The sequence below is a fragment of the Phycobacter sedimenti genome, from assembly GCF_038148855.1.
GTDB classification, from domain to species: Bacteria; Pseudomonadota; Alphaproteobacteria; order Rhodobacterales; family Rhodobacteraceae; genus Phycobacter; species Phycobacter sedimenti.
Genome location: NZ_JBBVGR010000002.1, coordinates 321,598 through 345,215, shown reverse-complemented (window position 1 = coordinate 345,215; position 23,618 = coordinate 321,598). Strand labels below are relative to the sequence as shown.

Genomic DNA, 23,618 nt, shown 5'->3' with positions numbered 1-23,618 from the left:
GCATCGCAGCATTTCAAGAAAAACATTGCTGCGATGCAGAAATTTTACAGAGTGCCTGCGTTTTCAAGACCTTGCAACCTTGCGCACATAATCTCCGGGGGCCGCAACCAGGGGTGGATGAGCCGAATCACCCGGCTCACGGGCCGGGACCTGCTTGCCGGACCGTTTCTTCAGCCAGGCTTCCCAGCGGGGCCACCAGGAGCCTTCGTGAAACTTTGCCCCGTCCATCCAGGCCTCGGCATCCCCTTTGAGGTCTTCATTTGTGTAGTGGCCATATTTGTTGCGCGACGGCGGATTCACGATGCCTGCAATATGGCCGGACTGCGACACGATGAAGGTCTTGCTGCGCGATCCCATCTGCTGCACGCCGCGATAGCAATCCTTCCAGCGGGCGATGTGATCGGTCTCGCAGGTCACCGCCATCAAAGGTACATCCACATCGCGCACATGCAGCTTGTGGCCGAGAATCTCGAACCCGTCGTTCACAAAGTCATTGCTCTGGCACAGGCCACGCAGATACTGGACCGCCATCTTACCCGGAAGGTTGGCGCCGTCGCCGTTCCAATACAGCAGATCAAAGGCCGGCGGTGTCTCTCCCATCATGTAGCTGCGGATGGCGGGCCCATAGACCAGGTCATTGGCCCGCAAGAACGAGAAGGTCCGCGCCATGATATAGGAGGGCAGCATGCCATCGTCGCCGATCTGCTCTTCGATGGCATCCACGAAATCGTTCTGCAGGAAGGGCGTGAATTCTCCCTGATCGCCGAAATCTGTAAGCGCGGTAAAGAAGGTCGCCGATTTTATCGATTTGTCGCCACGCTGTTTCAGCAGGGACAGCGTCAGGCTCAGCGTGGTGCCTGCGATGCAATAGCCCACCGCGTTGACCTGCTTCACATTGCAGATCTTCTTGACCTCATCGATGGCGTTCAGGAAACCCTCTTCGATGTAATCCTCAAGCCCCACCTCCGAATAAGAGGCATCCGGGTTGATCCAGGAGACAACGAACAGCGTGTAGCCCTGCTCTGTCACCCATTTGATCAGGCTGTTCTGCGCCTTGAGATCGAGGATGTAGAACTTGTTGATCCATGGCGGGAACAGAACGATCGGTGTTTCATGGACCGTATCCGTGGTCGGTCGGTACTGGATCAACTCCATCATGCGGTTGCGGTAGACGACCTCACCGGGGGTTGTGGCCAGGTTGCGGCCGATCTCGAAGGCCGTGTCATCGGCCAGTCGCACGACCAGTTCCCCATCATTGGCCTCAAGATCGGCCACGAGGTTTTCCAGCCCCTGAATAAGCGACTGCCCCTCGGTCTCCAGCGCGCGCTCCAGCGCGTCCGGGTTGGTCGGCAAAAAATTCGTCGGTGCCATCATGTGGATGATCTGATCGGCAAAATAGCTCAGGCGCTGCTTGTCGACAGGGTTGAGATCGCCTGCCTCCTCGACCGCATCCCGAATGGCCTCCGCGTTCGTCAGATACTGCTGCTTGATGAACCTGAAGTAGGGATTCTTTTCCCACATCGGGTTGCTGAACCGGCGATCCTGCGAGGTAGCCTCATCCTCTTCTCCGGTATGCCCGGCCAGAACCTGCTGAGCCTCGGCAAAATTCAGCACGGATTTTCCCCAATACTCGATCTGATGTTCCAGGAGCTTGGCAGGATTCTCCAGCATAGAGGCCCAGTAAGAGGTTGCTGCACGTGCAAACAACTCGTGATTCGGAGCGTCCAATCCCGGGTGATGAGGCTTCTTTGTAGCCATCACCTCAACCAGACGTTTAGAGAGCTGTTCCACTTTTTCCAAATTTTCCTTAAGCCGCTCAAGGTGTTCAGGCGAAGTTTCAGCTTCCAGCACGTCGCTTGTTGTCATCTTAAGGAATCCCCCCTACTCTTTCTGCTGTGCAGAATTCTTTCCGATGCAGTCTACGTTAAAGTGACAGAATGTTCGAATCTCTGCGCGCATACCGCCTATGATTTGTGCAACGGGTTGCAGGGCGGACACCGAAAAGGAGCCAGTCATGCGCTATATGATGTCGTACGACCTGATGGAAACTGCCCGCAACATGAACCAGTGGCTGGGGGCGACGGCATTGTCCATGGCATCCTACCCGGCCTTCTCCGCGATCCCTAACCCGGCGCTCAGCTGGCTGGCCGCTTGGGGAGAGGTCACGGAACGCACCTTTCAACGCATGGTGGCACGCCCCGACTGGGGTATCGGCACCTTCACCTGTGAGGATGGCAAAGACCACACCGTCGAAATCGAAACCGTGGTCGAAAAGCCCTTTGGCGACCTGATCCACTTCCGTGTTGTTGGACGCGAGGTTCAGCCGCGCAAGGTTCTCTTGGTCGCGCCCATGTCGGGTCACTATGCGACGCTGCTGCGCTCTACCGTGAAAAGCCTTGTCGAGAACTGCGAGGTTTATGTCACAGACTGGCACAATGCCCGCGATATTCCGGTGTCCGCCGGCAAGTTCGACATCGAAGACTACACGCTGTACCTCGTTGATTTCATGCGTGAACTGGGCCCAGAAACCCATGTGATCGCCGTCTGCCAACCCGCGCCGCTGACCCTGGCCGCCACAGCCTACCTGGCCGAACAGGATCCTGATGCGCAGCCTTCTTCGCTGACGCTGATCGGCGGTCCCGTTGACCCTGACGCCACCCCGACCGAAGTCACCGACTTTGGCCGCCGCGTTACCATGGGCCAGCTCGAGGAAACCATGATCCAGCGTGTTGGCTTCAAATACGCGGGCGTTGGGCGCAAGGTCTATCCCGGCCTTCTGCAGCTGTCCTCATTCATGTCGATGAACATGGACCGTCACTCCAAGGCGTTCATGGACCAGATCCTGAAGGTCAGCCGCGGCGAGGCCTCAGACCATGATGCGCACAACCGGTTCTACGATGAGTATCTCGCCGTTATGGACATGACGGCCGAGTTTTACCTCTCAACCGTCGAGCGCATCTTCAAGAACGGCGAGATTGCCAAGAACGAATTCATCGTCGATGGCCACAAGGTCGACATCGGCAAGATCACCGATGTGGCCGTGAAAACGGTAGAGGGTGCCAATGACGACATTTCGGCCCCCGGCCAGTGTATCGCCGCTCTGGATCTGTGCACCGGTCTGCCGGATGCAAAAAAGGCCAGCCATGTGGAACCCGGTGCAGGGCACTATGGTATCTTTGCCGGCCGCAGCTGGCGCAACAACATCCGCCCGCTGGTCATCGACTTCATGAATGCCAACAGCCGTAACGGCGCGCCCAAGTCAAAACGGACCAAGCCAAAGATCGCCGCGGTCTGACGCCATGGCTGCAGCCCCCGATCCATCCACCTGCAAGTTTTCCTGCAGCTGCGGGTCATTGCAGGGGCACATTGCCCCTGAGGCGCTGAAGACCGGCACGCACGTGGAGTGCTACTGCGCCGACTGCCGCGCCAATGAAATCCACCACAACCGCCCTGACCCGGCGCCGGGCCCAGTGCACCTGTTCCAGCTCTCCCCGGACGCCATTCATATCACCAAGGGCGCCGAACATCTCAAGCTGTTGCGGCTGAGCCCAAAAGGGCTGTTTCGCTGGTATGCAGGGTGCTGCGGCATGCCATTTGCCAACACCCTGATCAAACCGGGGCTACCCTTTGCCGGGATGCGCACCAACCTGTTCGCAAGCCCCGAGATTTTCGGCAAGGTCACCACGAGTGCCTTCATGCGGCGCCCGGGCAAGCCGCCAAGGACCAAAGGGGCTTTGCCGATGGTCTATGCGATGTTCACACGGATGCTCGCCGCGCGCCTGTCGGGTCGCTGGAAGCAAACCCCGTTCTTTGACATCGAAACGGGTCGCCCGGTGAGCGAGCCACAGGTGCTCAGCAAGGCAGAGCGGGACGCGGTTACGAAACCCTAAGCAGGGTGCTGCTGTTCTGCAGGGGCAGTCAGCCAGGACTTGAGCGCGCGGATGACCACATCTGGCTGCTCGAGGGTGGGCAAGTGGCCCGCGCCGCCGATGACCTCCATCCGGGCCTGCGGGATCAGACTGGCCAGAAGCTCGTGACGTTTCACGGGGGTGAGGCGGTCGTATTCGCCGCACAGGATCAGGGTCGGCACATGGCATCGGCGCGCGGCCGCCTGCTGGTCCATGCGCCGCTGCAGAGCGCGGTTCTGATCAACAAAGACATCGCTGCCAAAGGTCAGCCCCATCTGCTTGACCCGGTTCAGGATCTCGGAACGGCCGGGGCCAGGCGCAAGGCATTCTGCCGGAAGCGCCTTTTCAAGCATCTCACCCAGCCGCCCGGTACGCGCCCCTATGATCAGGGGCTCCCGCTCGGCCGCCTGCGCCGGAGTTTCAGCCAAAGGCGTCGTGGCCATGAGGCACAGCCGGGTGACACGGCCGGGCGCACGGCGCAGGATCTCCATCGCAATGATGCCGCCCATGGACAGGCCCGCCAGGGCAAAGCGTTCGGGCAGCATCGTCAGGATGTGTGCGGCAATCGCTTCGATCCGGTCTCCGCCCAGAAGCGGGGCCACTATGACCGGACAATAGGCCGACAAGGCCTCGATCTGCGGGGTAAAGATCCGCGCATCGCACATCATTCCAGGAAGAAGGACCAGCGGCTCGGCACCAAGTTGACCTGCCCTATCAGCCGCTTTTTCGAATTCCATCTTTGGTGCCCCGTCAAGAGTGCAGTCTTCTGCCCCGCAATCCGGCGGCGAGTCGACCCATCAAGTCAACAGTGCGAAGACTCGCGGAAAATCACAAGGGGGATTGATCTGACGAGGAGGACGGGTACCCGTTCCAGCGGAAAGCACCGTTCTCGGCAAGCGGAGAAAACGGATTATGGGCAATCTCCCAGATGTGACCATCCGGCGCCCGGAAGTAGCCGATATAGCCCCCCCAGAACACATCGCCCGCAGGGCGCAAGACCTTTGCGCCCACCGCCTCTGCAGCAGCCATCAGCGCATCCACATCTTCGGGCCTGCGTGTGTTGTGGCTGAGCGTCATGGCTCCGGTGCCGAGGTCGGCCAGGGGCAGGCCGATATCCTCGGCCAGTTTTTCAAGCGGGTAGAGCCCCAGCGTCTGCGAGATCAGATCAAAGGCGATGACACCATCCGGACTTGGCGCGCGTTGCCAGCCCAGCGCCTCATAAAAGGCCGCCGCCATGTCCATATCCTGCACCCCGAGGGTGATCAGGCTGATACGCTGTTCCATCACCGGATCTCCAGGTCCGTGAGCCAAGTCAGAATATCCTCTACCGCGACATCCGTTTGCCCCGGGGACATGACATCACCGGCCATCACGTGGGCATAGGGATCGTCCTCTGGCCCCGGGTCGTGATTTTGAACGCGCACCGGGCCGCCCCAACGCGCCGCCACATCCACCGTCAGATCCGGGCGCACCACCTGGTCCGCTTTCGAAAACCAGAACAGGGCCGGAATGCGCGCCTCTTCGACCTTCAGCTGCATCACCGCCTTCACAAGCGCGGCCATCGGCATTGCCGCGACTGAAGGATATGACGTGGTCCAGAACCGTTCATGGTCCGGGCTGCGTACCGGGAAAGAGCGTTCCCTGCCCGCCAGCAGCGGCAGCCAATGGCGCGCGGCGGGCCAGGTCAACAGGCCTGCCACCGGGTGATTGATGCCGTAGTTGGGCGACACCATAACGACCGCCGCCACATCGCGCGACAGTTCTGGATCCAGCGCAGCCGCCGTCATGAGGGTCGCTCCCGTGGACGTGGCAATCACGACCACGCGCTCGCCCACTTTCCGCGCCACGGCCAGCGCCTCGGCCAGATCCTGCATCCAGTCGTTGACAGTGGGTCCGGCCATGGCCGCCCCAGGGCGTCCGTGCCCGGCGAGCCGGGTATAGACAAGGTTCGCCCCGAGGGCCGCAGCCACGCGGTCCGGTACCGGGCGGATTTCCTCGGAGGTGCCGGAAAACCCATGGAAATAGACTACAGACAGGGGCGTAGACGTCTCAGGCGCCCCGGCCCAGACCACGCGCTTTTCCGTGCCCGGGGTGATATCGGAGAAGGCGCTTTCAACCCGTTTGAAGTAGGCCCCGACCCCGTCATCCAAACTGGCCGGGTCAAAAGAGGCCTTCAGATCGACAGGCTCATAGGGGCCGAAGGCCCACAATCCGGCCCCGACGGCCCCAAGCATCAGGACGGTCTTGCCCAGAGCCGACGCGATGTTCTCCATCACGCCGCCCCCAACACGTCAAGTATCGCCTGTTCAATCAAAGACAGGCAGGTTTCATCTGAAAACCGGTGATCGGCATCCTTGACCAGGGTCAGGCGCATGTCAGGGCACTCTGCGTGGTCGAGCAGCCGCAGCGCCGTCTCGGTCGAGACAGCCGTGTCCGCCGTGCCCTGCAGGCAGCGCACCGGGAAAGACAAGGACAGCGGCGCGCGCAGGACAAGGCACCTGCGCCCGTCCTCGATCATGCGCTTGGAGATCCGGTAGGGTTCCATGTAGTCGCTTGGCAGCTCTACAAAGCCATGCGTCTCCAGCTTGGCCTTCTGTGCCTCGGTGAAGCTGGCCCAATAGCCGTCCTCGGTGAAATCCGGCGCGGCGGCAATCGTGACCATCCCGGCGATCCGTTCAGGCCGCGCCTTGGCCAGAAGGAGCGCCTGCCAGCCGCCCATGGAAGAGCCGACGGGAATGATCGCACCCTCGGTCAGGGCATCAATGGCCGCCAGCGTATCCTCGAGCCAATCGCCGATGCAGCCCTCCTCAAAAGTGCCCGAGCTTTCCCCGTGGCCGGAATAGTCAAAGCGCAGGAACGCACGTCCATGCGCCTTGGCCCAAGCCTCAAGATGCACGGCCTTGGTGCCTTCCATGTCGGACTTGAGCCCGCCAAGGAAAACGATCACGGGGCCTGTGCCATCCGTCACATGATAGGCAATCCGCCGTCCATTCGCACATTCTAGGTACTGTGTTTGGCCCATATCGCGTCCCGCCTTTGTCACCAGAATAGCGCCGCAGCGCCTTTTGACTTTTCGCCGCACCCTGCACCAAATGGTTCGCCGAGGTAAAGACCGGAGCGCGCTACTCTGCCTCGGTCAGGCCGCGTGCCACTCCGGCAGCAGCCAGAGACAAAGCACCAAACAACACAAGCACCGCTTCGGGACCAAGGAAAGACAACACGCCCCCAAAGGCTCCAACGGCAAGCAGCAAGACCCCGATCACCGTGTTGGCGACCGCCGTCCAATTGGCTCGCTCGTGCTCTGGTGCAATATCCACTAGGTATGTGGACCGTCCCTGGCGCACCCCGTGATAGGCGATCATCACGGAAAAGAGCACCAGTGGTATCGCCCAAAGCCCTTGTGCAAGCCCGGCCAGTGACAGCGCAACCGCGCATAGCATCCCCAATGCACCGATCACGCCAGAGCGCATCAAAACCCGCCGGGATGATTTGTCGGCCGCCCGTCCCCACGTCCAAGAGCTGACAAGGGAGGCGAGGCCCGACGCAAGGACCAGCGCCCCAAGTTTTGAAAACTCCCCGTCGGTCCCGTTCAGAATGACCAGATAAGGCGGCGCCAGAGCAGTGGACACCAGAAGCCCGCGCGCCGCGATAAAGCGGGTCAGGTTGGGATTGCGGCGCAGGATAGAGAAATCGACCGATGCGCCCTCGGGCTGACTTTCGCTGCGCTCCTCCTCGATCCGGGTGAACACGGCCGCCGCAGCGATCCACAGTACAGAGGCCAGCGCGATGGCCAGCAGGACGATGGTCTGGCTACGGCCTCCCTCCAGTATCAGCAGCCCGGCAAATATCATCACACCAACGGCCGATACAGAGGCCGCCGCGCCCGTTACCGCCCCGCGCCGGGTTTTGGCAACCGTCTTGCCGAGAATGTCCTTGTAGGACACCGAGCAGGCCGAACGTGCCACCGCCAGAATCGCGACAGACGCGCAGATCAGCACCCCCGCCGCCGCGCCGGAAAACTGCAGGGCGACAAGACAGATCGCTGCGGCTGCCAGCCCCTGCACAGCCGATCCTGCGGCCCAGACCCACTTTCGGATGGGCATCCGCGCAACCCGAGGCGCGAAAAGGACCTGCGGCAGCAGGGCGCCAGCCTCGCGGATCGGAACCAGCAATCCAACAAGAAGAGCCGGGGCACCGATCGCAGTCAACAGCCAGCTGAGCACCAGTTTCGGGTCGATCAATCCGTCGGCGATCTTGGTCATACCGAGGCTCAGCACATGACACAGACCATTGCGCGCCTCGTTGGCGGATGGCGGCTCATCAGAACTCGTCACCGCCTGAAACACGCGTTTTTCCACCGGCTTGCTTCTCTCATTGCTTGACACGTTTTGCATCTCGTTTCACATAGCGCGAACAATTCAACCCGCAACCGGGCGTTCAGTGGGCGCCAAACCGACGAGGAGCAGCCGATATGGCCCAGATTTCTCTCACCCTTCCCGATGGCAATGCACGCAGCTACGAGGCTGGCGTCACACCCGCCGAGGTAGCTGCCGACATTTCGACCTCGCTGGCGAAAAAAGCGATTTCAGCCACGATCGATGGCAAGCACTGGGATCTGCAATGGCCGATCAATGCCGATGCGCAGATCGCAATTCACACCATGAAGGACGAAGCGCAGGCGAACGAGCTGATCCGCCACGACCTGGCCCACATCATGGCCCGCGCCGTGCAGGAGATCTGGCCCGATACCAAGGTCACCATTGGCCCGGTGATCGAGAACGGCTGGTATTACGATTTCGACCGCGCTGAACCCTTCACCCCCGAAGACCTCGGGGCGATCGAAAAGAAGATGAAGGAAATCATCAACAAGCGCGAGCCGGTGACCACCGAGGTCTGGGATCGCGAACGTGCGGTGAAGTTCTACGAGGCCAACAACGAACCCTACAAGGTCGAGCTCATCGACGCCATTCCCGGCGACGAACCGCTGCGCATGTACTGGCACGGCCACTGGCAGGATCTGTGCCGCGGCCCGCACCTGCAGCACACCGGGCAGGTGCCGGGCGATGCCTTCAAGCTGATGTCCATTGCCGGCGCCTACTGGCGCGGTGACAGCAATCGCCCCATGCTCCAGCGCATTTACGGCGTCGCCTTTACCGGCAAGGAAAAGCTGAAGGCGCATCTGACCATGCTGGAAGAGGCCGCCAAGCGCGACCACCGCAAGCTGGGCCGCGAGATGAACCTTTTCCACATGCAGGAAGAGGCGCCCGGTCAGGTCTTCTGGCATCCCAACGGCTGGAAAGTCTACACCACTCTTCAGGACTATATGCGCCGCCAGCAGGAACGCGGCGGCTATGTCGAGGTGAACACGCCGCAGGTCGTAGACCGCAAACTGTGGGAGGCCTCGGGCCACTGGGACAAGTACCAGGAGAACATGTTCATCGTCGAAGTGGACGAGGAGCATGCCCGCGAAAAAGCGGTCAATGCGCTCAAGCCGATGAACTGCCCCTGCCACGTGCAGGTGTTCAACCAGGGCCTCAAATCCTACCGCGACCTGCCCTTGCGCATGGCTGAGTTCGGCTCCTGCGCGCGCTATGAACCCTCGGGCGCGCTGCATGGCATCATGCGGGTGCGCGGATTTACCCAGGATGATGGGCATATCTTCTGCACAGAAGATCAGATCGAAAGCGAAACCGCGCGGTTCATTGACTTCCTGTCGAAGATCTACGCCGATCTTGGCTTCCATGACTGGACGATCAAGCTTTCGACCCGCCCCGAAAAGCGGATCGGCAGCGATGAAAGCTGGGATTTCGTGGAAAAAGCGCTTGGCGATGCCTGCAAGGCGGCCGGGTACGACTATGAGATCCTTGAGGGCGAAGGCGCCTTCTACGGGCCGAAGCTTGAGTTCACTCTGACCGACGCCATCGGCCGGAACTGGCAGTGCGGCACCCTGCAGGTGGACCCGAATCTGCCGGAGCGCCTGGATGCGACCTATATCGGGCAGGACGGCAACAAGCACCGCCCGTTCATGCTGCACCGCGCAACGCTGGGCTCGTTCGAGCGGTTCATCGGCATCCTGATCGAAGAACACGCCGGCAAGCTGCCCTTCTGGCTGGCCCCGCGCCAGGTGGTTGTCGCCTCGATCACCTCCGAGGCGGACGATTACGTCAATGAAGTTGTCCAGACCCTGCGCGATGCTGGCGTGCGGGCCGAGGCGGATATTCGCAACGAGAAGATCAACTACAAGGTCCGCGAACACTCGGTCGGCAAGGTACCCGTGATCCTCGCCGTCGGTCACCGCGAGGTGGAAGAGCGCACCGTTTCCGTCCGCCGCCTTGGCGAAAAACAGACCAAGGTCGCAAGCCTTGAAGATGTAACAAAGACCCTTGGGCGCGAAGCGACCCCGCCGGACCTTTTGTAACATTTGCACCGATCAGACAGATTTTTCCGGCTCCCACTTGGGGGCCGGTTTTCTTTTGCGCGGCAATTCCCCTTGAAATACTGCCCCTTGCGCGCATTCAATCTGTCACGAAATCTGACGCCCGCGTGAGGCACAGGCTCGTGAATTCAAAGCACGAAAAAGCTCGTCTAGAGTGATTTCACACCCAAAGCGGATCACGTCGATCCCGCCCCATTTTTTTCGAGGAGGACACCTTCATGTCGAAGCACGCCAAAACCCTTGCCGTCGCCAGCGCCGTTGCAGCGGCTCTGACCGCCGCCACCACCATGCCCGTCGCCGCCCAGAGCAAGGAAAAATGCTATGGCGTTTCGCTGGCCGGACAGAACGATTGCGCTGCCGGCCCCGGCACCACCTGCGCCGGCTCTTCGGTCGTCGATTATCAGGGCAATGCCTGGACCCTGGTCGATGCTGGCTCCTGCCTTGATATCGAACTGCCCGCCATGGCCGATGGCACCGAGCGTAAAGGCTCGCTCGATCCGCTTGAGCGTGATCTGCCCGCATAAGCCGCATGCACGAAGGGGGGCACGCCCCCCTTCACACTCCCTTTGCAGTGATAAGATCGCAGTCAGGACACGCCATGTTGGACAGCACCAGATTGGACCGGCTTCCTGCCACCCCCGGCGTTGGCTACAAGCCGCAGCATTTTGAGGCCCTGATACGCCCCCCCGAGGATGAAGACGGCCCCGGCCCGGTACGCTGGCTCGAAATTCACGCTGAAAACTACATGGGTGATGGCGGTCGCCCCCCGGCGCAGCTGCGCCACCTGTCCGAGCGCTATGCCATCTCGGTGCATGGCGTGGGCCTGTCCATCGGCGGTGAGGGGCCGCTTGACCCGGATCACCTTGCGCGCCTGAATAAGTTGGTCGGCTGGCTGAACCCGGCCAGCTTTTCCGAACATCTGGCCTGGTCCACCCATGACAGCCATTTCCTGAATGATCTGCTGCCCCTGCCCTATACCAAGGTGACCCTGACCCGCGTTTGCGACCACATCGATCAGTTGCAAGAGACAATCGGGCGCAAGATGCTGCTTGAGAACCCTTCCAGCTACCTGGCCTTTGCCGAAAGCGACTGGTCCGAGCCTGACTTCCTTGCCGAGGTCAGCCGCCGCACCGGCTGCGGGCTGCTTCTGGATGTGAACAACGTCTTTGTTTCCGCCACCAACCTTGGCTTTTCGCCGACCGGCTATATCGACGCCTTCGCGCTGGATAAGGTCGGGGAAATCCATCTGGGCGGCCATGACGAGGATGAGGACGACCACGGCGCGCCGCTGCTCATTGACAGCCATGGGCGTGAAGTGGTGGACCCTGTCTGGTCGCTGCTGGATTACACCCTGCAGGCATCCGGGCCCAAGCCCGTTCTGATCGAATGGGACACAGATGTGCCCGAGTGGCCCGTCCTGCGGGATGAGGCGGCGCGCGCTGCCACCGCCCTGGCCAAACTCGCCCCCGCCCCGGTGTCGGCATGACACACACGCAGGACCAGTTCACCGAGGCGCTTCTTGCGCCCGAGGCCCCGGTACCGGAGGGGCTTCAGGATGCAGCAGGCCGCCCTGCCGGGCGCCGGTTCGCCGTCTATCGCAACAATGTCGCGGCCTCCCTGACCGAGGCTCTGCACGAGGGCTTTCCAGCCGTTGCCAGCCTTCTTGGCAAGGAGAACATGGACGGTCTGGCCGGAATATACCTGCGCCAGCACCCGCCGTCTTCTCCGCTGATGATGCATTTCGGGGCCGAGTTTCCCGCGTTTCTGGCGGAGATGCAGCAGCTCTCGCACCTTGGCTATCTGCCAGATGTGGCCCGGCTGGAACTAGCGCTGCGCCGATCCTATCATGCAGCGGATGCCACTGCCCTGCCCGCCGAGCGCTTGGCACGTCTCTCGCCGGAAGACTTGATGCGCGCACGCCTGCACCTTGCCCCTTCGGTGGAACTGGTCAGATCCGACTGGCCGCTGTTTGACATCTGGCGCTTTGCCACCCAGCCAGATGCTCAGAAACCGCAAGCCGACCCGCAGGACGTGCTGGTGACCCGCCCCGAATTCGACCCGATCCCACATGCGCTCCCGCCTGGATCCGCCGACTGGATCGCAGCGCTGACGGCAGATCGCTCGATCAGCGAAGCCTATGACGCAGCGCTCAAGACCACCCCCGATTTCGACCTGTCCACACCGCTTGCCCTGCTGATTGACGGGGGCGGTTTGACCGACCTCATGACATAAAGGATATCCCCATGCATACTCTTGTATCGCTCCACAACGCGGCCTTCGAGAAGATCGAGACCGCGGGGAACTGGATATTGCCGATTGCCGCGCGATTGGTGTTTGCCGCGACCCTGTTGATGTATTTCTGGGTGTCCGGCGTCACCAAATTGGGCGACGGTATTCTTGGCCTTTTCTCGCCCTCCATCGGCGCCTATTCGCAGATCTTCCCCAAACAGCTTGAGGCGGTCGGCTATGACGTCTCGCAGCTTGGAGTCTTCCACTGGCTGGTGGTGATGGCCGGAACCTGGGCGGAATTCATTCTGCCTCTGCTGATCATCATCGGCCTGTTCACGCGCCTTGCAGCCCTTGGCATGATCGGCTTTGTGGTGGTGCAATCGCTGACCGATATCTATGGGCACAATGGCACCGACATCAAAACGCTGGGAGCGTGGTTCGATCGCTTTCCTGATGGCGTGATCCTGGATCAGCGTCTGTTCTGGGTCTTTCTTCTGAGCCTTCTGGTGGTCAAGGGCGCCGGTGCCTTGTCCGTCGATGCCCTACTGCGCAGCAGGCAGCCCATCGCCGCCCCGGCCTGAGGCCGCCCGGCAGCACCGGCCCTTCGGCACAGCGGTCGAAGGGCCCTCTTTGCCAACAGGTTCAGGCAACTCCAAGAGACGCCTGAACGCTTTTGTCCCAACCAAGAAAGAGTTGTCCTTCCTTTTCAATCAACGGCCGCTTCATCAAGGCAGGGTGCGCCCGCAGCAACTCGAGCGCAGGTTTGGCACGTTCCTCCTCGCTGAGGCCCCGCCAGGTCGTGGAGCGCGTGTTGACCAGCTTGCTGCCAAACTCGCGATAGGCTTTCTCGAGGATCTCATCCGGCACCCCGTCCACCCTGACATCCACAAGTTGCGCCTCAGGCACAAGCTTCAAAGCCTTGCGGCATGTATCACAGACCTTCAGTCCATAAAGCTGCATGTTTTCGCCCCTCCTTGCGGGCTGCCCCTCGCAATTTACGGTAGAATTCGCATCCGAACCTTGATTTTCAAATCCTACGTGTAAGAGTTAATGTTGCTTAGCCTTTGTTAATGCGTCGTTTGTTGCCCCACACCGCGCCATCGACGCTGCGGTTGGGCGTAAATGAGTGCCCCCTCCAGGTTTCGGGGAGCGGCTGTAAGGTAGAAGGAGACACGGGAAATGCCAAGTGGCACCGTGAAATGGTTCAACACCACAAAGGGTTACGGATTTATCGAACCCGACACCGGCGGCAAGGACGTCTTTGTACATATTTCTCAGGTGGAACGGTCCGGTTTGAAGGGCCTCGCCGATAACATGAAGGTCGGCTATCAGCTCACCGAAGGGCGAGACGGACGTGAAATGGCCGGAGAACTCGTCGAACTTTGACGTATCCCGCGTCCTCCAACCAGAAGCAGACGCACCATCGCACCGGCAGGCCCTATTGGCACACAGGCTTCAGCCTCAACGGTGAGCCGTCGCTCATCCCGGCCGATTTCACTTCTGTTTCTGCTGGATCTGCAGAACGCTCAAAGGAAAGCTGAACAGGCCCTCGGCCTGCGCTGACGCAGCTTGGTCGCTCGGAGCCGCATTCAGTGGCCCGGACACCGCAGGTATTCCACCAGGGTGCAAGCGGGGTCCGAGGCGCGCAAAGGGGTGACACCAAGACGCTTCCAGTCTTCGGCGGCGAATTCCGGGAAGAAGGTGTCTGCGCCTGCGACATGCGTATCGACTTCGGTTATCAAGAGACGATCCGCGCGCGCCATCATGGCGGCGTAAATCCCCGCGCCTCCGATGCCATAGATACGCCGGTAGCCTTCCCCATAGGCAAGGTCAATCGCTTCATCGATCGAGGTGCATACCGTTTCAGCAGCGTCCGGACTGGACGAGACAACAATGTTCAGCCGGTTTTTCAAAGGCTTCACGGGCAAGCTGTCCCAGGTCCGGCGCCCCATGATAATGGCACCGCCCAGCGTTTCACGCTGAAAGGCTTTCAAATCCTCCGGTGCGTGCCAGGGGATCGTGTTGTCCTTGCCGATGGCCCCGTCTCGGGCGCGGGCCGCAATCAGTGTAATCATCACCGCTCCTTTGCGATCAGACGGCAACCGGCGCCTTGATGGCCGGGTCGGGATCATAGCCGACGAACTCAAAATCCTCGTAGCGGAAATCAAAGATCGAGCCGACGTCGCGCTTGATCCGCAATGTGGGCAGGGCCTTGGGCGTACGCGAGAGTTGCTCGTTCACCTGATCCATATGGTTGGCATAGATATGGGCGTCCCCCATGGTATGGACGAAATCACCCACCTCGTAGCCGGTTACATGGGCCAGCATCGCCTGCAACAGCGCATATGAGGCGATATTGAAAGGCACGCCAAGGAACATGTCGGCGGACCGCTGATACAGCTGCAGATGCAGCTTGCCGCCCAGAATGCGCACCTGCCAAAGGGTATGGCAGGGTGGCAAGGCCATATCGGGCACATCTCCGGGATTCCAGGCCGACACGATAAGACGGCGGCTGTCCGGAGAGGTTTCGATCATCCGTACCAGTTCCGCAATCTGATCAACGCTGCCTGCGCGGTACAGCGGCTCGTCCCCCGTGGTACCCGGCGCCAGCTCAAGCTTTGGAAACCGGCGCCACTGATAGCCATAAACGGGACCCAGATCACCGTTCTCGTTCGCCCATTCATCCCAGATCGAAACGCCATTGTCCTTGAGGTACTTGATATTGGTATCCCCCGACAGGAACCAAAGAAGCTCATGAATGATCGAGCGCAGGTGAAGCTTTTTCGTCGTCACAAGCGGAAACCCATCCGCCAGCGGATACCGCGCCTGCATGCCAAAACAAGAGAGCGTACCAGTGCCGGTCCGGTCACTGCTGCGGACACCGTTCTCAAGTATATGGCGCAGTGCATCATGGTATTGCTGCACGATCATCTCTCCCCGACCTTGGCCGCGCTGCGGACTTTTGCGCCTTCGGTCATACCCGTTGCGCAAGCGCAGGCCAAGGGCCTGGAACAAGGGTCGGAGCGAGACGACTATGGCATTCGGGCCAGACCTTCGAAGCAATATTCCATAGCCGCGCCAAATTCGTTGACATTTTGACAACCTGAGCGAATGCTAGGCAAAAAAACGCCCAGAGTTTCGAGCAGAGGCAGTCACATCATGAATAAGATTACAGGCGCATTTATTGCGGCGCTTGCGCTTTCGGCGTGCGGCAATGGCAATCCCTTCACCGAAGAGACCACCGATTCCGGCGCAGATTCCGGAACAGATACGGGATCTGGCATTGACAGCAACGGACGCCCCCCGGGCACGGCCTCTCCGTCTGCGTCTGTTGCCATCTTTCGGCGCGAAGGCACGAGCACGGAAGACGCCTATCGGGGCAACGGATACGCCACCGATATCAGCTATAACAGCACCAGTGACACCTTTTCTGTCGACAACCTGGCCTTTGACGGCGATGGCACCTACGCACGCGGCACGGCCGTCAGCAGCCTCGGGCCATTCGCGGTCTACGAGGCGGACGCGCAATACACGGACATCAACGACAGCGAAGCGATCAACCAGTTCACCCATCGCGCCATTTACGGCGTCAGCACCTCGGGCAACACACAGTTCGCAATTGTTCGCACAGGCGCCTATGCCGACTACGGATTCGGCGGCTTCATCTACCAGCGCGACAATGCCGTAACTCTGCCCTCCTCCGGTCAGGCGCAATACAACGGCGCCCTTGCAGGGGTACGTGACTTCAATGGTTCCGGCGGCATCGAATACACCACTGCGGATGTGCAGATCGCAATCGATTTTGACGACTTCAACCCCACCACAGGCGGGCGCGGGGACGCGGTGTCAGGCTCTTTGACCAACAGAACGATCTACAACACCAATGGAACGGACATCACCAACGATGTCATCAACAGGATCAACACGGAGAACAATCTGACCCTGTCGAGCATTCCGGTTGCCACCTTTGACGTCGGCCCCGGCAACCTGGACGACAACGGCGAGATCATCGGCACACTGCGCAGCCGATACACCGATGCGAACGGGGATCTGCAGACCTACGAAAGCGGCAACTACTATGCGATCGTGTCGGGCGACAATGCAGAGGAAATCGTCGGTGTCGTGGTTCTGGAAAACACGATTGACCCGGCCGCCGGCACCGTCCGTGAAACCGGTGGTTTCATCGTCTACAACAACATCCCCTAATGCGGCGCGCCAGGCGCATAGGACAAAAGGCAAATCGAGGAGCCGCGATCCTTTTTTGCGTGCTGCTCCCCTGCCTTGGCGCGGGCGCAGCCCATGCTGTGCCCGAAGACAGGGCTGTGCTGACGCCGCCCCAGATGCGCTCTGCGGCGGCGGACTTGCTGCGCCTGCGCAATCCCAAACAGGCCATGGCCCTTGCGGATGCCCTGATTGCCCGGGATCCCCACGATCGCTCTGCCCTTCTGATCAGGTCCCGCGCCGCGCGCGACCTTGGCGATTACGCTCTGGCGCGCAAATCTGCCAAACGGGCCTGGTCCCTTTCCACGACCGACGAAGAGAAATACGCCGCCGCGATGATCACCGCGCAGGCGCTCTCATCGGGTGGGCAGCGCACCCTGGCGCAATTCTGGCTGCGCCGCGCTGTGGAATACGCCCCCAACGAGACGCTTGAACGCCGCGCGGTGCGGGATTTCCGCTATGTGCGCGCAAGCAGCCCCTGGCTGCACCGGTTCTCGGTTTCCGTCTCACCGGAATCCAATATCAACAACGGATCTTCCGAACGTTCTTCATTTCTGAACTACCAGCTGTCGGAGCTGTTGCTCGGTCAACCGGTCGAATACCAATTGGGGGGAAGCCAGCGCGCCCTGTCCGGTATCGAGTACGAAGTAAGTGTCCGCTCCCGGTACCGTTTTCACCAGACGGAAACCCGGGCCCATGACATTGCCTTCTCGCTGACATCGCGAACCTACACCCTGTCTTCGGATGCCAAGGCCCAGGCCCCCGGCGCCGAAGGAAACGATTTCGCCTTTACCTCCTACCAGATCGGCTATGGTCTCAAGGGCATAAACCTGGATCGGCGTGGTGAATTCCGCTTTGCAGTCGATCTGGGTCAAAGCTGGTATGGTGGCGAAGAATACGCCCGCTTCCTGCGCCTGTCAGCAGGGCAAAGCTACAAACTGAAGCGAGGTCGACGGATCAACGCCCGCCTTTCGCACGAAGTTCAGGACGGCGTGATCACCAGCGACCAGAACACATCGCGCGGGGATCTTTCCTACAGCTTCCATCTCGGCTCGGGGGCAACGCTCTGGACCAACCTGTCGCTGGCCTCGGCAACAGCGAGCAGAGCCTCAGATGAATTTCAGGAAATCGGGCTCAGAACCCAACTGACCCTTGAAAAGCCGATTTTCGGCGCGGTTGCGCGATTTGGTCTTTGGGGACGGGTGCGGGACTACGATGTCTCTCCCCACAGCCCGGACGGGCGGCATGACAATCACTATCAGGCGGATATCTCTCTGACCTTCAAGAAGGTCGATTACTACGGCTTCAACCCGACGCTCAGCATGACGGCGGCCAAGGTCGACAGCAATATCGGCCTTTTCGAATCCAATCGATTTGGGGTGAATTTCGGTATTCAGTCCGCTTTTTGACGACAGCCCCTCGACTTTTCGATACGCACGCTTAGTCTCCTTTCAAGACAAGATCAAAGCAGGGAAAACCACATGCCCCTTACCTATTTGCACACGATGGTCCGCGTGAAGGATCTGGAGAAATCCATGGCCTTCTACAAACTCCTGGGCCTTGAAGAGACCCGTCGCTATGACAGTGAAGAGGGGCGGTTTTCGCTTATCTTCATGGCCCCTCCGGGCCAACCGGAAGCTCCGGTCGAGCTGACCTATAACTGGGACGGTGACGAGGGTCTGCCCAGCGACAGCCGCCACTTTGGCCACCTCGCCTATGGCGTCGACAACATCTATGAGGTGTGTCAGCACCTGATGGACAACGGCATCACCATCAACCGTCCGCCGCGCGACGGGCGCATGGCCTTCATCCGCTCCCCCGACAACATCTCGGTCGAACTGCTGCAAAACGGTGATGCGCTCGCGCCCGCCGAACCCTGGGCCAGCATGGAGAGCACAGGCCACTGGTGATATCAACGTCACGGCACTGGCTTGGGCGTAGGTCTCAACAAAGAAGCGGCTCCCATTGGGGGGCCGCTTTTGTGAAGTGATCCTGCCACCGCACCAATATGCGGGGGCTTTCCGCGCAAAGGCACGCGACCGGCCATGGGCCGACTGCGCGTCAGCCATGCTGCGGCCCTTGCAAGGTTGATTTTTCGGGGAGAGGCATTCTTGCCGGTGTCAGAACGTCTGCACGGTCTTGTTGTCCACGCGCGACGCAGTCCTGGATCTTGAATTCTTCAAGTCGGAAGGGAAGGCTTCTATTTTCGTGGGCGTTCCGATCCAAAACGCTTTTGAGCAGACCTTGCAGCAATTCTTGCTGCAGCCGGGCATTCTGCCGTACAGGCCTGTGATAACTTGTCAGTAGATATAGCGGATCTGGTCAGACCAGTACCGTTCCACGCGTTTCAGCGCAGTGGTGATGTCTTCGATCCCCTGCCCACTGATCACGCCCTTGCCTTCAAGGCCTTCGGCATGACGAGAGAACAGCCCGGCCACGATATCCCGGATTTCCCGGCCTCGCGGTGTCAGGCGAACGCGTACCGACCGGCGGTCGATCTCGCAGCGCTGGTGGTGCATGTACCCCATGTCGACCAGCTTTTTCAGGTTGTAGCTGACGTTGCTGCCCTGGTAGTAGCCGCGCGTTTTCAGTTCGCCAGCGGTGACTTCATTGTCGCCGATGTTGAACAGAAGCAGTGCCTGCACAGCATTGATTTCCAGAACGCCAACGCGCTCGAACTCATCCTTGATCACGTCCAGCAACAGGCGGTGCAGTCGCTCCACCAGGGCCAGGGCTTCAAGGTAGCCAGTCATGAACCCTTTGCGGTCCTGCTGGCCAATAGGCATTTCCATACTCATTCGCATCTCCGACTCGAATTTGCTGAGACACAGAATGCAGACAATTCCCGAAAAATCGGTTAAGCTGGATTTTTATGATTATTGATAGGTTTGCGCGATGTCGTGGATTAGCTCGGCAAACGGATCCGGTGCCGGAACCTGCCCCGTAACCCATTGATATAAATCCTGATCATTCTCATGCAAAAGACGATCATAGAGGGCGAGGCGTCCCTCATCCATGCTTGCCAGATTTGCGTCCGCAAATGCTGACAGCAGGATATCCATCTCCTTTATGCCCCGCCGCATGGATCGCATCCGAAGACGTTTCAGGCGGTTCTCGCGTGTTTCAACACTGTTTGTCTGTTCGTTCATGAGATTCGTTTCACATCAGGTGGCTGCGTTTTGAAGGAGTGTACGCAGCTTTTTCTCCAGCCGCGCGGCGCGCTCCGAACTTGCACGCAGGTCGGCACGCAGGTCTCGTAGCTCACTCAGGACAGAGGCAAAATCTCCGATGTCCAGATCCATCTCGTTAGGTTCGGACATGCCTTCACCTTCGCCCGTCAGCAACCAGGTCATCGACACGTTCAGCAATCCCGCCATCATCGAAAGCTTGTTGGCGCGCGGCTCTGAGATATCCTGCTCCCAGCCCATGAGCGTGCTTTTCTTTACCCCGAGACGGCGAGCCAGCTGAGCCTGGTTCATGCCTGCAGCCTCGCGTGCGGCGGCGACCCGGTCGCCGAAGGTAGCCGCATCGGGCCCGAACCAGTCTGTTGTTTCCTCGGCCATTTTGGCTCTCCCTTGGTTGTTTGGGGTGTTGCCGCTTGATCGCGAATTGGCCGCACCCTATGACAGTTCTCAGCAACATTCAAACCGAGGCCCTTTTGCCATGTCTTTCCTGTCTGCAACGCTTTCTCGCGTAAAACCGTCACCATCGATCGCGATCAGCACGCTTGCGGCAGAACTGAAGGCGCAGGGCCGCGATGTGATCGGCCTCAGCGCGGGCGAGCCGGACTTCGACACCCCCCAAAACATCAAGGATGCCGCCGTCGCGGCCATCGCCGCAGGCAAGACGAAATACACCGCGCCGGACGGGATCATCGAGCTGAAAGAAGCCGTCTGCGCCAAGATGCAGCGCGATCATGGGCTGACCTACACGCCCAAGCAGGTTTCCGTTGGAACGGGTGGCAAGCAGACGCTGTACAATGCGCTGATGGCCACCCTCAACCCGGGAGACGAGGTCATTATCCCCGCGCCGTACTGGGTCAGCTACCCGGATATGGTCCTCTTGGCGGGCGGCACCCCGATCGCGGTTGAGGCCACGCTCGAGAACAGCTTCAAACTGACGCCAGAGCAGCTTGAGGCCGCGATCACGCCCAAGACCAAATGGTTCATCTTCAACTCGCCCTCGAACCCGAGCGGCGCAGGCTACAGCCGCGCCGAACTCAAGGCGTTGACCGATGTGTTGATGCGTCATCCCCATGTCTGGGTGATGACGGATGACATGTACGAGCATCTCGTGTTTGACGGCTTTGAGTTCTGCACCCCCGCCGAGGTTGAACCCGGCCTTTATGAGCGCACGCTGACCTGCAACGGAGTGTCAAAGGCCTATGCCATGACCGGCTGGCGCATTGGCTACGCCGCAGGCCCTGAGCATCTGATTGCCGCAATGCGCAAGGTGCAGTCGCAGTCCACCTCCAACCCCTGCTCGATCAGCCAGTGGGCGGCGGTGGAGGCCTTGAACGGTCCGCAGGATTTCATTGCCGAAAACAACGTGGCCTTCAAACGCCGCCGCGATCTGGTGGTGGCCGCCCTCAACGAGATCGACGGCATCACCTGCCCCACGCCCGAAGGCGCATTCTACGTCTACCCCTCCATCGCGGGGCTCATCGGGAAGACCACGGAGAAGGGTACCGTCATCAGTGATGACGAAGCCTTTGCCACAGCACTGCTGGAAGATCAGGATGTCGCGGTGGTCTTTGGTGCCGCCTTTGGCCTGTCGCCGAACTTCCGCATCAGCTACGCCACCTCGGACGACGCCCTGATCGAAGCCTGTCGCCGCATCAAAGCGTTCTGCGATGGTCTAAGCTAAACAGGAGAGTTCTGCCCATGTCGGTCGCGCTGCCCGAATACTACTTTCGCGTCCGCGAGAACGGCGCCTTCGTCTTTCGCGTGGATACGGAAAACCGGCAGCGCCGGATCGACATGGATCAGATCGCCGTTGTGAACATACGCAACGGCGAGATCCGCGCCCATGGCGACCGCGAACTGTCCTCTCGGGATCTGGCCGAGATCAAGGCCTGGATGGACCAGCGCACAAAGGTCCTGGCCCGGCGCGACATCGACGACATCCACCGGGCAATGGATCACATGAACCTTACCGCCCACTGGGTGCAAACCCGCGCGACGGACGAGCAGCTCGATGAGGTGACAGATGCGCTTTTGATGGCCATGCACGATCTGCGCAGCGTGCTGGTGCGCAAAAAGGCCGACCGGCTGACAAAGAACCGCAAGGTCTAGAGCCGGAAGCCTTTTGAGGCGGCAGGCGTCAACTTGCGAACAGATCTCCGCCAAAACCGCATCAGCAAGAAGAAACCGGCACAGCTCAGCCCCAAAGCAAGACCGTACCACACCCCTGCGCCGCCCCAACCAAAGGTGAAGCCGAAGAGGTAGGATGCCGGGATCCCCACCGCCCAATAGCTGAGGGCAGCAATGACCATGGGCACGCCTGTATCCTGAACGCCGCGCAACAGGCCCAGCGCCACGACCTGCATCCCGTCCATCAGCTGGAACAGGGCCGCCGCCGCCAAAAGCGCGGCGCCGATGACCAGGATCTGGGGTTTTTCGGGATCGTCCGGCGCCAGGAACAGGGAAATCAGCGGACCCGGCGCAGCAAGGAACAGCACAATCGTAGCCACTGCCATAATCAGTGAAAGCGCAATCACAACTCTGGCTCCACTTTCCAGGTGCCCCCTGTCCTTGCGCCCATAGGCATTGCCAGCCCGGATCGTCGCCGCATTGGACAACCCCAGATGTACCATGAAGGTGAGGCCGGAGAGGGTGATGGCAATCCCATGCGCCGCAAGCGTCGCCGTGCCCAGCCATCCCATCATCATGGCCGAGGCGGTGAACAGGCTGATCTCGCTGAGGTTGGTCAGGCCAATCGGCAGGCCAAGGCGGAACACCTCGCGCAGCATCTCCCAATCGGGGCGATGGAAGTTTCGCAATAACTCATGCTGGGCAAGCGCGCGCAGGGCATAAATCAGGACTGCGAGAAGAGACAGGCTCTGGGTTAGGACTGAAGCCAGCGCAGCGCCCTCGATCCCGAGCTCGGGCGCACCCAGATTGCCGAAGATCAGCGCATAGTTCACGACGGCGTTCATGGCTGCGGCAAGGATCGTCACCCAGAGAACCACCTGCGTACGCTCCAGCGCCGCCAGGTAAGATTTGAGCACCATCACCAGAAGGGCCGGAAACATCCCCCAGCCCGCAAGGCGCAGGTAGATGGCGCTGTCCGCCGCGACTTCGGACTTTTGCCCCAGCATCAACAGGATCGGCTCCGAATACCACAAGGCGGGCAGCGCGACCACGCCATAGGCCAGCGACAGCCACAATCCCATCCGGGTCGAGCGGCGGATCTGACGCTCCTCCCCTGCTCCGGCGGCGGCCGCCACCAGCGGCATGACCGCAAAGGCAAAACCGGCGCCCAGCATGAAGAAGACAAAGAAATAGGAACTTGCCAGTGTGACCGCTGCCAGTTCCTCGGCCCCGTACCAGCCCAGCATGATGGTGTCTGTCATGCTGATCGCAAACTGGGCCACATGCCCTCCGATCAGCGGCAGCCCCAGCACAGCCACGGCTCGGGCGTGCTCACGATATGTCATCACGGTCTTCATGGATCCGCCTTAGGCCCGGCGGGCTGGTCTGGCAATAGGCGACGTCTCAAAATCAGATCGCCCCTTTCCCGGGCCCGCGTTTGCTGGCGTGGCATCTCGTGACGCAGTGTCACGAAAAAATCGCACAAGATTCCCTACACATGCGACGCACAGC

At 60.4% G+C, this 23,618-nt stretch carries 26 protein-coding genes; 13 read left to right on the top strand and 13 right to left on the bottom strand.

All coding sequences use genetic code 11. From position 1 onward, the window contains the following. Positions 1-63: 63 nt before the first annotated feature. Positions 64-1,866, bottom strand: coding sequence for a PHA/PHB synthase family protein (locus AADA15_RS04740; RefSeq protein ID WP_341640395.1), 1,803 nt, complete (start codon positions 1,864-1,866; stop codon positions 64-66). A 148-nt stretch (positions 1,867-2,014) separates the two neighbouring features. Between AADA15_RS04740 and phaZ the strand changes: the two genes are divergently transcribed. Together phaZ and AADA15_RS04730 are read left to right on the top strand one after the other, a co-directional pair. Beyond that, positions 2,015-3,295 carry a polyhydroxyalkanoate depolymerase gene (phaZ, locus tag AADA15_RS04735; RefSeq protein ID WP_341640394.1) on the top strand — a complete coding sequence of 427 codons (1,281 nt, stop codon included), beginning with the start codon at positions 2,015-2,017 and terminating at the stop codon, positions 3,293-3,295. 4 nt (positions 3,296-3,299) lie between these two features. Next, the gene (locus AADA15_RS04730) at positions 3,300-3,890 is read left to right on the top strand and encodes a DUF6151 family protein (protein ID WP_341640393.1); all 591 of its coding nucleotides are present in this window, start codon (positions 3,300-3,302) and stop codon (positions 3,888-3,890) included. Here AADA15_RS04730 and AADA15_RS04725 read toward each other — a convergent pair. The 5 genes from AADA15_RS04725 to AADA15_RS04705 all read right to left on the bottom strand — a co-directional run bounded on the left by AADA15_RS04725 (position 3,887) and on the right by AADA15_RS04705 (position 8,266). Beyond that, positions 3,887-4,645: an alpha/beta fold hydrolase gene (locus AADA15_RS04725; RefSeq protein ID WP_341640392.1), complete on the bottom strand. Its 759-nt coding sequence runs from the start codon at positions 4,643-4,645 to the stop codon at positions 3,887-3,889. The genes AADA15_RS04730 and AADA15_RS04725 overlap by 4 nt on opposite strands. A gap of 91 nt (positions 4,646-4,736) precedes the next feature. Then, positions 4,737-5,192: a VOC family protein gene (locus tag AADA15_RS04720; RefSeq protein ID WP_341640391.1), complete on the bottom strand. Its 456-nt coding sequence runs from the start codon at positions 5,190-5,192 to the stop codon at positions 4,737-4,739. Further along, the gene (locus AADA15_RS04715) at positions 5,192-6,181 is read right to left on the bottom strand and encodes an alpha/beta hydrolase (RefSeq protein ID WP_341640390.1); all 990 of its coding nucleotides are present in this window, start codon (positions 6,179-6,181) and stop codon (positions 5,192-5,194) included. Before AADA15_RS04715 ends, AADA15_RS04720 begins: the two co-directional genes overlap by 1 nt. Continuing rightward, on the bottom strand, positions 6,181-6,930 hold the full coding sequence (locus tag AADA15_RS04710; RefSeq protein ID WP_341640389.1) for an alpha/beta fold hydrolase: 750 nt from the start codon (positions 6,928-6,930) through the stop codon (positions 6,181-6,183). The genes AADA15_RS04715 and AADA15_RS04710 overlap by 1 nt, the downstream gene beginning before the upstream one ends. Before the next feature lie 100 nt (positions 6,931-7,030). Continuing rightward, the gene (locus AADA15_RS04705; protein ID WP_341640388.1) at positions 7,031-8,266 is read right to left on the bottom strand and encodes an MFS transporter; all 1,236 of its coding nucleotides are present in this window, start codon (positions 8,264-8,266) and stop codon (positions 7,031-7,033) included. Between the two features lie 113 nt (positions 8,267-8,379). Between AADA15_RS04705 and thrS the strand changes: the two genes are divergently transcribed. From thrS to AADA15_RS04680, 5 genes are all read left to right on the top strand, one after another. Beyond that, complete coding sequence (gene thrS / locus AADA15_RS04700) at positions 8,380-10,326, top strand: threonine--tRNA ligase (protein WP_341640387.1); 1,947 nt, start codon at positions 8,380-8,382, stop codon at positions 10,324-10,326. 236 nt (positions 10,327-10,562) lie between these two features. After that, complete coding sequence (locus AADA15_RS04695; protein ID WP_341640386.1) at positions 10,563-10,868, top strand: BufA1 family periplasmic bufferin-type metallophore; 306 nt, start codon at positions 10,563-10,565, stop codon at positions 10,866-10,868. Between the two features lie 74 nt (positions 10,869-10,942). Beyond that, the gene (bufB, locus tag AADA15_RS04690; protein ID WP_341640385.1) at positions 10,943-11,830 is read left to right on the top strand and encodes an MNIO family bufferin maturase; all 888 of its coding nucleotides are present in this window, start codon (positions 10,943-10,945) and stop codon (positions 11,828-11,830) included. Continuing rightward, a complete protein-coding gene (locus AADA15_RS04685) occupies positions 11,827-12,576 on the top strand; it encodes an HvfC/BufC family peptide modification chaperone (protein ID WP_341640384.1) in 750 nt (249 codons plus the stop codon). The genes bufB and AADA15_RS04685 overlap by 4 nt, the downstream gene beginning before the upstream one ends. Positions 12,577-12,587: 11 nt before the next feature. Beyond that, positions 12,588-13,154 carry a DoxX family membrane protein gene (locus tag AADA15_RS04680; protein WP_341640383.1) on the top strand — a complete coding sequence of 189 codons (567 nt, stop codon included), beginning with the start codon at positions 12,588-12,590 and terminating at the stop codon, positions 13,152-13,154. Between the two features lie 61 nt (positions 13,155-13,215). Here AADA15_RS04680 and AADA15_RS04675 read toward each other — a convergent pair whose 3' ends face one another. Continuing rightward, a complete protein-coding gene (locus AADA15_RS04675; protein WP_341640382.1) occupies positions 13,216-13,533 on the bottom strand; it encodes an ArsC/Spx/MgsR family protein in 318 nt (105 codons plus the stop codon). Between the two features lie 219 nt (positions 13,534-13,752). Between AADA15_RS04675 and AADA15_RS04670 the strand changes: the two genes are divergently transcribed. Then, on the top strand, positions 13,753-13,959 hold the full coding sequence (locus AADA15_RS04670) for a cold-shock protein (RefSeq protein ID WP_192966197.1): 207 nt from the start codon (positions 13,753-13,755) through the stop codon (positions 13,957-13,959). 203 nt (positions 13,960-14,162) lie between these two features. On the opposite strand, the gene AADA15_RS04665 is transcribed toward AADA15_RS04670, so the two are convergent. Continuing rightward, complete coding sequence (locus AADA15_RS04665) at positions 14,163-14,648, bottom strand: dihydrofolate reductase (RefSeq protein WP_341640381.1); 486 nt, start codon at positions 14,646-14,648, stop codon at positions 14,163-14,165. Positions 14,649-14,664: 16 nt separating this feature from the next. Further along, positions 14,665-15,498 (bottom strand): thymidylate synthase, encoded by an 834-nt coding sequence (locus AADA15_RS04660; protein WP_341640380.1) that lies wholly within the window; start codon positions 15,496-15,498, stop codon positions 14,665-14,667. Positions 15,499-15,732: 234 nt separating this feature from the next. On the opposite strand from AADA15_RS04660, the gene AADA15_RS04655 reads away from it, so the two are divergent. The 3 genes from AADA15_RS04655 to AADA15_RS04645 all read left to right on the top strand — a co-directional run bounded on the left by AADA15_RS04655 (position 15,733) and on the right by AADA15_RS04645 (position 18,704). Then, positions 15,733-16,779 carry a hypothetical protein gene (locus AADA15_RS04655; protein ID WP_341640379.1) on the top strand — a complete coding sequence of 349 codons (1,047 nt, stop codon included), beginning with the start codon at positions 15,733-15,735 and terminating at the stop codon, positions 16,777-16,779. Between the two features lie 116 nt (positions 16,780-16,895). Further along, positions 16,896-18,203: a tetratricopeptide repeat protein gene (locus tag AADA15_RS04650; protein WP_341640378.1), complete on the top strand. Its 1,308-nt coding sequence runs from the start codon at positions 16,896-16,898 to the stop codon at positions 18,201-18,203. 72 nt (positions 18,204-18,275) lie between these two features. After that, positions 18,276-18,704 carry a VOC family protein gene (locus AADA15_RS04645; protein ID WP_341640377.1) on the top strand — a complete coding sequence of 143 codons (429 nt, stop codon included), beginning with the start codon at positions 18,276-18,278 and terminating at the stop codon, positions 18,702-18,704. 390 nt (positions 18,705-19,094) lie between these two features. Here AADA15_RS04645 and AADA15_RS04640 read toward each other — a convergent pair whose 3' ends face one another. From AADA15_RS04640 to AADA15_RS04630, 3 genes are all read right to left on the bottom strand, one after another. Then, on the bottom strand, positions 19,095-19,592 hold the full coding sequence (locus AADA15_RS04640) for a MarR family winged helix-turn-helix transcriptional regulator (protein ID WP_192966192.1): 498 nt from the start codon (positions 19,590-19,592) through the stop codon (positions 19,095-19,097). A 78-nt stretch (positions 19,593-19,670) separates the two neighbouring features. Next, complete coding sequence (locus tag AADA15_RS04635) at positions 19,671-19,943, bottom strand: FAD assembly factor SdhE (RefSeq protein ID WP_341640376.1); 273 nt, start codon at positions 19,941-19,943, stop codon at positions 19,671-19,673. Positions 19,944-19,958: 15 nt separating this feature from the next. Then, entirely contained in the window at positions 19,959-20,357 is a 399-nt protein-coding gene (locus tag AADA15_RS04630; RefSeq protein WP_341640375.1) for a helix-turn-helix domain-containing protein, read from the bottom strand. Positions 20,358-20,457: 100 nt separating this feature from the next. Between AADA15_RS04630 and AADA15_RS04625 the strand changes: the two genes are divergently transcribed. Continuing rightward, a complete protein-coding gene (locus AADA15_RS04625; RefSeq protein ID WP_341640374.1) occupies positions 20,458-21,660 on the top strand; it encodes a pyridoxal phosphate-dependent aminotransferase in 1,203 nt (400 codons plus the stop codon). A 17-nt stretch (positions 21,661-21,677) separates the two neighbouring features. Further along, entirely contained in the window at positions 21,678-22,088 is a 411-nt protein-coding gene (locus AADA15_RS04620) for a hypothetical protein (protein WP_341640373.1), read from the top strand. Here the strand turns inward: AADA15_RS04620 and AADA15_RS04615 are convergent. Then, positions 22,085-23,452: an MATE family efflux transporter gene (locus tag AADA15_RS04615; RefSeq protein WP_341640372.1), complete on the bottom strand. Its 1,368-nt coding sequence runs from the start codon at positions 23,450-23,452 to the stop codon at positions 22,085-22,087. The two genes, AADA15_RS04620 and AADA15_RS04615, sit on opposite strands and share 4 nt — an antisense overlap. Positions 23,453-23,618 lie beyond the last annotated feature (166 nt).

Coding starts and splice junctions, on each gene's coding strand:
- AADA15_RS04740 (WP_341640395.1), bottom strand. CDS start 1,866: ATGACAACAAGCGACGTGCTGGAAGCTGAAACTTCGCCTGAACACCTT.
- phaZ (WP_341640394.1), top strand. CDS start 2,015: ATGCGCTATATGATGTCGTACGACCTGATGGAAACTGCCCGCAACATG.
- AADA15_RS04730 (WP_341640393.1), top strand. CDS start 3,300: ATGGCTGCAGCCCCCGATCCATCCACCTGCAAGTTTTCCTGCAGCTGC.
- AADA15_RS04725 (WP_341640392.1), bottom strand. CDS start 4,645: ATGGAATTCGAAAAAGCGGCTGATAGGGCAGGTCAACTTGGTGCCGAG.
- AADA15_RS04720 (WP_341640391.1), bottom strand. CDS start 5,192: ATGGAACAGCGTATCAGCCTGATCACCCTCGGGGTGCAGGATATGGAC.
- AADA15_RS04715 (WP_341640390.1), bottom strand. CDS start 6,181: ATGGAGAACATCGCGTCGGCTCTGGGCAAGACCGTCCTGATGCTTGGG.
- AADA15_RS04710 (WP_341640389.1), bottom strand. CDS start 6,930: ATGGGCCAAACACAGTACCTAGAATGTGCGAATGGACGGCGGATTGCC.
- thrS (WP_341640387.1), top strand. CDS start 8,380: ATGGCCCAGATTTCTCTCACCCTTCCCGATGGCAATGCACGCAGCTAC.
- AADA15_RS04695 (WP_341640386.1), top strand. CDS start 10,563: ATGTCGAAGCACGCCAAAACCCTTGCCGTCGCCAGCGCCGTTGCAGCG.
- bufB (WP_341640385.1), top strand. CDS start 10,943: ATGTTGGACAGCACCAGATTGGACCGGCTTCCTGCCACCCCCGGCGTT.
- AADA15_RS04685 (WP_341640384.1), top strand. CDS start 11,827: ATGACACACACGCAGGACCAGTTCACCGAGGCGCTTCTTGCGCCCGAG.
- AADA15_RS04680 (WP_341640383.1), top strand. CDS start 12,588: ATGCATACTCTTGTATCGCTCCACAACGCGGCCTTCGAGAAGATCGAG.
- AADA15_RS04675 (WP_341640382.1), bottom strand. CDS start 13,533: ATGCAGCTTTATGGACTGAAGGTCTGTGATACATGCCGCAAGGCTTTG.
- AADA15_RS04670 (WP_192966197.1), top strand. CDS start 13,753: ATGCCAAGTGGCACCGTGAAATGGTTCAACACCACAAAGGGTTACGGA.
- AADA15_RS04665 (WP_341640381.1), bottom strand. CDS start 14,648: ATGATTACACTGATTGCGGCCCGCGCCCGAGACGGGGCCATCGGCAAG.
- AADA15_RS04655 (WP_341640379.1), top strand. CDS start 15,733: ATGAATAAGATTACAGGCGCATTTATTGCGGCGCTTGCGCTTTCGGCG.
- AADA15_RS04645 (WP_341640377.1), top strand. CDS start 18,276: ATGCCCCTTACCTATTTGCACACGATGGTCCGCGTGAAGGATCTGGAG.
- AADA15_RS04640 (WP_192966192.1), bottom strand. CDS start 19,592: ATGAGTATGGAAATGCCTATTGGCCAGCAGGACCGCAAAGGGTTCATG.
- AADA15_RS04635 (WP_341640376.1), bottom strand. CDS start 19,943: ATGAACGAACAGACAAACAGTGTTGAAACACGCGAGAACCGCCTGAAA.
- AADA15_RS04630 (WP_341640375.1), bottom strand. CDS start 20,357: ATGGCCGAGGAAACAACAGACTGGTTCGGGCCCGATGCGGCTACCTTC.
- AADA15_RS04625 (WP_341640374.1), top strand. CDS start 20,458: ATGTCTTTCCTGTCTGCAACGCTTTCTCGCGTAAAACCGTCACCATCG.
- AADA15_RS04620 (WP_341640373.1), top strand. CDS start 21,678: ATGTCGGTCGCGCTGCCCGAATACTACTTTCGCGTCCGCGAGAACGGC.
- AADA15_RS04615 (WP_341640372.1), bottom strand. CDS start 23,452: ATGACATATCGTGAGCACGCCCGAGCCGTGGCTGTGCTGGGGCTGCCG.